6 protein-coding genes are annotated in these 6,292 nt (G+C 58.7%); 1 reads left to right on the forward strand and 5 read right to left on the reverse strand.

Features of this window, described 5'->3' with window-relative positions:
• Nucleotides 1–85: 85 nt before the first annotated feature.
• Together ACIPIN_RS23410 and ACIPIN_RS23415 are read right to left on the reverse strand one after the other, a co-directional pair.
• Nucleotides 86–469 (reverse strand): type II toxin-antitoxin system PemK/MazF family toxin, encoded by a 384-nt coding sequence (locus tag ACIPIN_RS23410; RefSeq protein ID WP_401122715.1) that lies wholly within the window; start codon nt 467–469, stop codon nt 86–88.
• A gap of 137 nt (nt 470–606) precedes the next feature.
• Entirely contained in the window at nt 607–1,503 is an 897-nt protein-coding gene (locus ACIPIN_RS23415; RefSeq protein ID WP_019691388.1) for a LysR family transcriptional regulator, read from the reverse strand.
• 152 nt (nt 1,504–1,655) lie between these two features.
• On the opposite strand from ACIPIN_RS23415, the gene ACIPIN_RS23420 reads away from it, so the two are divergent.
• The gene (locus ACIPIN_RS23420) at nt 1,656–2,900 is read left to right on the forward strand and encodes an MFS transporter (RefSeq protein WP_401122734.1); all 1,245 of its coding nucleotides are present in this window, start codon (nt 1,656–1,658) and stop codon (nt 2,898–2,900) included.
• A gap of 11 nt (nt 2,901–2,911) precedes the next feature.
• On the opposite strand, the gene ACIPIN_RS23425 is transcribed toward ACIPIN_RS23420, so the two are convergent.
• From ACIPIN_RS23425 to ACIPIN_RS23435, 3 genes are all read right to left on the reverse strand, one after another.
• A complete protein-coding gene (locus tag ACIPIN_RS23425; RefSeq protein WP_401122719.1) occupies nt 2,912–3,430 on the reverse strand; it encodes a cytochrome b in 519 nt (172 codons plus the stop codon).
• 364 nt (nt 3,431–3,794) lie between these two features.
• Nucleotides 3,795–4,862: a uroporphyrinogen decarboxylase gene (hemE, locus tag ACIPIN_RS23430; protein ID WP_401122722.1), complete on the reverse strand. Its 1,068-nt coding sequence runs from the start codon at nt 4,860–4,862 to the stop codon at nt 3,795–3,797.
• 248 nt (nt 4,863–5,110) lie between these two features.
• Nucleotides 5,111–6,292 (reverse strand): FAD-dependent oxidoreductase (locus tag ACIPIN_RS23435; RefSeq protein ID WP_401122725.1); only part of this gene is annotated, 1,182 nt, incomplete at its 5' end.

A 6,292-nucleotide genomic window follows, 5' to 3' on the forward strand; every position in this document is an offset into this window, starting at 1 on the left:
CCTTTCGGGAACGTCGGCAGTATTGCCCGGAATCGGGTAAGCGGCAACCGCCGGCAAATCGCCAGCTGCACCAGACTCACAACCATCAGAGCCCAAGAGCGCTGCGTACGGCCGTTTTGATTGCCCTGAACTCCTCGTCTGAAAGTTGTGAGATTTCGTAAACACGCTTCCCTTGGCGATCTTTTCGCTTGATTCGGTCAAGCCGCAGAAGGCTGACCGTGGCGAGCATGTCGCATTTCGCCCAACACGTCGGGCTCCCTCCCTGGAGATGGCTTTCTAACTGCAGGTGATGCTGGAGCACCGAATCCGGTGCCGTGGTACTCAACGGTACAACGGTAACCAGTAGTCGATTGCTTCGGTGCTTACGTACAACGACAACAGGTCTGACTTTGACCATCTCCGGCACTTCATAGCCCCTGAAATCACAAATCAGTACGCTGCCTTCTCTTGGTTGATACTGAAGTGGCATCCATGTCACCCGTCAAAAAGAATCAATTCTGCGCACAGAAGGAGCGATTCCCTAGACGTGATCCATTACTTGAAATGTCCATCGATGCCGCACCGGCATCATTCAGCGAACGCCCAATCGAGCACCTGCGAGCCCCACTACGTCACCTCAACCTTACGCGTCAGCAACTCGACAAACGCCTTGGCCATCGGCGATTTCTGATCCTTGCGCTGTACCAGCCACACGGCCGACATCGCCAGCGGGTCGAGCAAGGGCCGATAGACCACCCCGTCGATGCGCATTCGCTGATAGGACGCCGGCAACACCGACACCCCGAGCCCTGCCGCCACCAGGCCGATGATGGTCATGGCCTCGCCGGCTTCCTGGGTGAAGTGGGGGCTGAACCCTGCGTCGCGCGCCAGGCTCAGCAGTTGCGCGTACAGACCACTGCCGTAGCTGCGTGGGAAGAACACGAAGGGCTCGTGGGCCAGCGCTGACAGAAACAGCCCGTCCTCGCTGCCGACCACCAGCGGATCCTTGGAGCTGAGCACGGCCACCAACGGCTCACGCGTCAACTCGACCACCTCGAGCGAATCCGGCAGCGGCAAGGGCCGCATGATCCCGACCTGAATCGACTCATCTACCAGCGCCTCGGCGACCTGGGTGCTGCTCATCTCCCGCAGGTTCAAGTGCACGGCCGGGAAGCGCTGACGGAACGAGAAGATCGCCTGCGGGATCGTCGAGTTGAACGGCGCCGATGAGGTGAAGCCGATCTTCAGCTCTCCCAGCTCGCCGAGTTGGGCTCGACGGGCGACGTCGGCGGCCTTGTCGACCTGGGCCAGCACCAGCCGAGCTTCTTCAAGAAACAGCCGACCCGCCTCACTGAGCTCGACCCGACGATTGGTACGCTCGAATAGCCGTGCGCCGACTTCCTGTTCCAGCACCTGAATCTGTTGGCTCAGGGGCGGCTGAGAGATGCCCAGCACCTGTGCGGCGCGGCCGAAGTGCAGTTCTTCGGCGACAGCGATGAAGTAGCGCAGATGGCGCAATTCCATGAAAACTCCATTAGGTCGTTAAACCTATCAAACAGGTCGAACAATATATTGGATAGAAACATTAGCCAGCTATATGATTTTTTCATTGCCTGCCTGGCTGTGCTCTCCCGAGGTTCCCCGTGAAAACTGCTGTCGCCCCGCTCGCCCATGAATTGCCGCCTACTGCACTGGACGATGTGGTCGCCCAACTGAGCGATGTGTACATCGAAAAAGGCACGCCGATGTTCATGCGCACGGTGCTGGCGCTGTTCTCCGGCGGCTTCGCGACCTTCGCCCTGCTCTACTGTGTGCAACCGATGATGCCGCTGTTCTCCCGTGAGTTTTCGATCAACGCGGCGCAGAGCAGCCTGATCTTGTCGGTAGCCACCGGGATGCTTGCCATCGGCCTGCTGATCACCGGCCCGATCTCCGACCGCGTCGGCCGTAAACCGGTGATGGTCACGGCGCTGTTCGCGGCAGCGTTGTGCACCCTTGCCAGTGCGATGATGCCGAGCTGGCAGGGGGTGCTGGTGATGCGTGCGTTGGTCGGGCTGTCCCTCAGCGGGCTGGCGGCGGTGGCCATGACTTACCTGAGCGAAGAGATTCATCCGCAGCACATCGGCCTGGCGATGGGGCTGTACATCGGTGGCAACGCGATTGGCGGGATGTGCGGCCGGCTGATCGTCGGCGTATTGATCGACTTTGTTAACTGGCGCACGGCGATGCTGGTGATCGGGGGGCTGGCGCTGATTGCGGCGACGGTGTTCTGGAAAATCCTTCCCGAATCGCGCAACTTTCGCTCCCGCTCGATGCACCCGCGCAGCTTGCTCGACGGCTTCACCATGCACTTTCGCGACGCCGGGCTGCCATGGTTGTTCCTTGAAGCGTTCGTGCTGATGGGCGCGTTCGTCACGCTGTTCAACTACATCGGCTATCGCCTGCTGGCCGAGCCGTATCACATGGATCAGGCCTTCGTTGGCTTGCTCTCGGTGGTCTACCTGTCGGGCATCTACAGCTCGGCGAAAATCGGCGCGCTGGCCGACAAACTCGGGCGACGCAAAGTGCTCTGGGCGACCATCGTGCTGATGCTCGCAGGCCTTGCACTGACCATGCTCATGCCGTTGCCGGCGGTGATTATCGGCATGCTGATCTTCACCTTCGGCTTCTTCGGCGCGCACTCGGTGGCCAGCAGCTGGATCGGCCGCCGCGCCACCAAAGCCAAGGGCCAGGCCTCGTCGCTGTACCTGTTCAGCTACTACGCCGGGTCAAGTATCGCCGGCACGGCGGGCGGTTTTTTCTGGCACTTGGGTGGCTGGAACGGAATCGGCCTGTTCATCGGTGGGTTGTTGGTGATCGCGCTGTTGGTGGCATTGAAACTGGCTCGGTTGCCGTTGTTGCCAAACAATCAATCGGTTTGAAGCTTCGGGGCTCAGCGTCGAAAGGACATGAGTTTCAGCACTCGACGCCCTGAGGCTTCGTGCTTGATCACCGCCGCCACATGCAACGCAACCAGAAGTGCAAGCAGTAAACACGCGCCTATATGTATTTTAAAAAACAACACAATCAAATAAGCATTCGTCAATGGCTGGGGAATCAACAACACATCAAATACATTGATTGCCCGGTCCATCATCAGAAAGCCGGTCACCAATACAACACCTGTCACCAGATAAATCAGTCGATGCATGAACAATACAAACAGCTCGACTGGCGAATACCGCTGTGTATCTTCATGACGACTATGGCGCCGATGAAGATAAACCCGCAGAGCGAAAAACGGCAAAAACACTGTCGTCAGAGACACATTGACAAACGCCACCCACTCCTTGACCTCCAGCGAAACCTCAAACAAAGAAACATAGAAACCGCTACCCAGCGCCCAAATAATGATGACCGCAGATAACCAATGTAAAAACTTCTGCCCAGCCGAATACGATGAAGTTTTCATTTTAATTAAACTACCCTATGAGTATCAGGGACCATGGCACGAAGGCTCCGGTCACTTGTTGATGGCTTAGCAATATTTTTGATCACATTATCAGTTCCAGATTATCCATAAATAAAAGTCAGCTTCAGCGCTTAACAACTCAAATGGCCGAGAGCGCACTCTACAGAGATGAACAAACACTCTATGTAGGAAGAATCCCCCTCCGACTAGGGAAATCTCAGAAAAATGATTAATCAGACATTACAAGTAATACAGGCTTATAAAGAATGGAATATTTTCTGACACATTCCGTAAGAACGAGAAAAACAAAAAAGCCCGTCTGACGCAGAGGCCAGACGGGCTTTGGCAGCTATCCAGAAAAGGATTACTGGTGGTATTGCGCCGACAACTCATGCACCGCACGCAGGAAGGCGCCGGCGTGTTCCGGGTCGACCTCCGGGGTGATGCCATGGCCGAGGTTGAACACGTGGCCGCTGCCTTTGCCATAGCTGGCGAGAATGCGGCCGACTTCAGCGCGAATGGCTTCTGGCTTGGCGTAGAGCACGGTCGGGTCCATGTTGCCTTGCAGCGCAACTTTGCTGCCGACACGCTGGCGGGCTTCGCCGATGTCGCAGGTCCAGTCCAGACCCAGGGCATCAGCACCGGCGTCGGCGATGCTTTCCAGCCACAGGCCGCCGTTTTTGGTGAAGAGGATGACCGGCACTTTGCGGCCCTCGTGCTCGCGGATCAGGCCGCTGACGATTTTGCGCATGTAGGCCAGGGAGAACTCCTGGTACGCCGCTGCCGATAGGTTACCGCCCCAGGTGTCGAAGATCTGCACCGCTTGCGCGCCGGCCATGATCTGGCCGTTGAGGTAAGAGGTGACCGACTGCGCGAGTTTATCCAGCAGCAGGTGCATGGCTTGCGGATTGTCGTAGAGCATGGCCTTGGTCTTGCGGAAGTCTTTCGACGAGCCGCCTTCGACCATGTAGGTGGCCAGGGTCCATGGGCTGCCGGAGAAGCCGATCAGCGGCACGCGGCCGTTCAGCTCGCGGCGTATGGTGCTGACCGCGTCCATGACGTAACCGAGGTCTTTGTGTGGGTCAGGAATCGGCAGGGCTTCGATGTCGGCCATCGTGCTGACGACTTTCTTGAAGCGCGGACCTTCGCCGGTTTCGAAGTACAGGCCCTGGCCCATGGCATCGGGAATGGTCAGGATGTCGGAGAAGAGGATCGCCGCATCCAGCTGTGGATAACGGTCGAGCGGCTGCATAGTGACTTCGCAAGCGAACTCCGGATTCATGCACAGGCTCATGAAATCACCGGCCTTGGCACGGCTGGCGCGGTATTCAGGCAGGTAGCGACCGGCCTGACGCATCATCCATACGGGCGTGACGTCTACGGGTTGCTTGAGCAGGGCGCGAAGGAAACGGTCGTTCTTCAGGGCAGTCATGTCGGCATCCGGAAAAAAAGTGCGGGCATTTTCTCAGAGCGCGACGCAAAAGGCACGGCAAGCGCCGCACCTTTTGTCTATCGGGTCAATTTGTCGCGCTGAAACAGCCTCACGAGCCCGACCCTATCCCCCCGTAGGAGCAAAGCTTGCTCGCGATGCAGGCACCTCGGTCAACTTGATTACAGCGGCGATGCTATCGCGAGCAAGCTTTGCTCCTACGGGGAGCGGGGTATGCTCGCGATTCGCGGTCAGACGCCCAGGTAATCCAGGATCCCTTCAGCCGCATTACGGCCTTCGAAGATCGCGGTCACCACCAGATCAGAACCACGAACCATGTCGCCACCGGCGAAGATTTTCGGGTTGCTGGTCTGGTGCTTGTACTGACCTTGCTCCGGGGCGACAACACGGCCCTGGCTGTCGGTCTGGATGCTGAACTGCTCGAACCACGACGCCGGGCTCGGACGGAAACCGAAGGCGATGACCACGGCGTCGGCCGGGATGATCTCTTCGGAACCCGGGATCGGCTCGGGACTGCGACGGCCACGGGCGTCCGGCTCGCCGAGACGGGTCTCGACCACCTTCACACCTTCGACCTTGTCTTCACCGACGATAGCGATTGGCTGGCGGTTGTAGAGGAATTTCACGCCTTCTTCCTTGGCGTTCTTCACCTCTTTGCGCGAGCCAGGCATGTTCGCTTCGTCACGACGATAGGCACAGGTCACCGACTTGGCGCTCTGACGAATCGAGGTGCGGTTGCAGTCCATTGCCGTGTCACCACCGCCCAGTACCACGACCTTCTTGCCTTTCATGTCGACGAAATCTTCCGGCGACTTTTCAAAGCCCAGGTTGCGGTTGACGTTGGCAATCAGGAAGTCCAGCGCGTCGTAAACGCCCGGCAGGTCCTCACCGGCAAAGCCGCCCTTCATGTAGGTGTAGGTGCCCATGCCCATGAACACGGCATCGTATTCTTCGAGCAGTTGCTCGATGGTCACGTCCTTGCCGATTTCAGTGTTCAGGCGGAACTCGATGCCCATGCCGGTGAAGACTTCGCGGCGATTGCTCAGCACGGTCTTTTCCAGCTTGAACTCGGGGATGCCGAAGGTCAGCAGACCGCCGATTTCCGGGTTCTTGTCGAACACCACCGGGGTCACGCCGCCACGTACCAGCACGTCGGCACAACCAAGGCCAGCAGGCCCCGCGCCGATCACCGCGACACGTTTGCCGGTCGGCTTGACCTTGGACATGTCCGGGCGCCAACCCATGGCGAACGCGGTGTCGGTAATGTACTTCTCGACCGAGCCGATGGTCACCGCGCCGAAGCCGTCGTTAAGGGTGCACGCCCCCTCGCACAGACGGTCCTGCGGGCACACCCGGCCGCAGACTTCCGGCAGGGTGTTGGTCTGGTGCGACAGCTCGGCGGCGGCGAGGAT

The organism is Pseudomonas sp. NPDC087697 (genome assembly GCF_044743155.1).
Lineage (GTDB): Bacteria > Pseudomonadota > Gammaproteobacteria > Pseudomonadales > Pseudomonadaceae > Aquipseudomonas.